At 67.4% G+C, this 696-nt stretch carries 1 protein-coding gene; it reads left to right on the top strand.

Translation table 11 applies throughout. From position 1 onward, the window contains the following. A partial coding sequence (locus EN893_RS36530; protein ID WP_128362289.1) for an efflux RND transporter periplasmic adaptor subunit occupies window positions 1–579 on the top strand: 579 nt, incomplete at its 5' end. Window positions 580–696: the final 117 nt, after the last annotated feature.

The raw sequence follows: 696 nt of genomic DNA, 5'->3' as shown, positions 1-696 counted from the left end.
ACCGAGCTCAAGGCCGGTGCCGCCGGCGTGATCACCGCCCGCCAAGTCGAAACCGGCCAAGTGGTGCAAGCCGCGCAAACCGTCTTCACCGTCGCCGAGGACGGTGACCGCGACGCCGTGTTCAACGTGCAGGAGACGCTGATCGCCAAGGCACCGGCATCGCCTGCGGTGACGATCACGCTGTTGTCCGATCCGCAGGTCAGGGCGACGGGCAAGGTCCGCGAAATCTCGCCTGCGGTCGACCCGGCTTCGGGCTCGATCCGGGTCAAAATCGCCATTCCCGACACGCCCGCCGGCATGCCGCTTGGGGCAGCCGTCATCGGCACGGTAAGCGCCAAGCCGGCGAAGGCGATCCTGCTGCCTTGGCAGGCGCTGACGTCCAGCGGCGGCAAGCCGGCGGTCTGGATCGTCGATCCCTCGACCAAGGCAGTGACGATGGCGCCAGTCGAAGTGCTGGCGTTCAATTCGGGCACGGTCGTGATCGCCAAGGGGCTGGACGCGGGCCAGAGCGTCGTCACCGCTGGAGGACAGCTGCTCAGCCCTGGACAGACGATCGAGATATCGGGAGCGGGCCAATGAGCCGGACGCCACGCATCCTGCTCGGCGTGCTCATGCTCGGCGCGCTGGCATCCTGCTCCAAGTCGGAGGAAAAGCCGCCCGAGATCGTCCGACCGGTGCTGTCGATGGTGATCGAGC

Source organism: Mesorhizobium sp. M7A.F.Ca.CA.004.04.2.1 (assembly GCF_004022825.1).
In the GTDB taxonomy this organism is placed as follows: Bacteria; Pseudomonadota; Alphaproteobacteria; order Rhizobiales; family Rhizobiaceae; genus Mesorhizobium.
The sequence above is the reverse complement of the archived record's forward strand: the minus strand, read 5'-3'. Positions and strand labels throughout refer to the sequence as shown.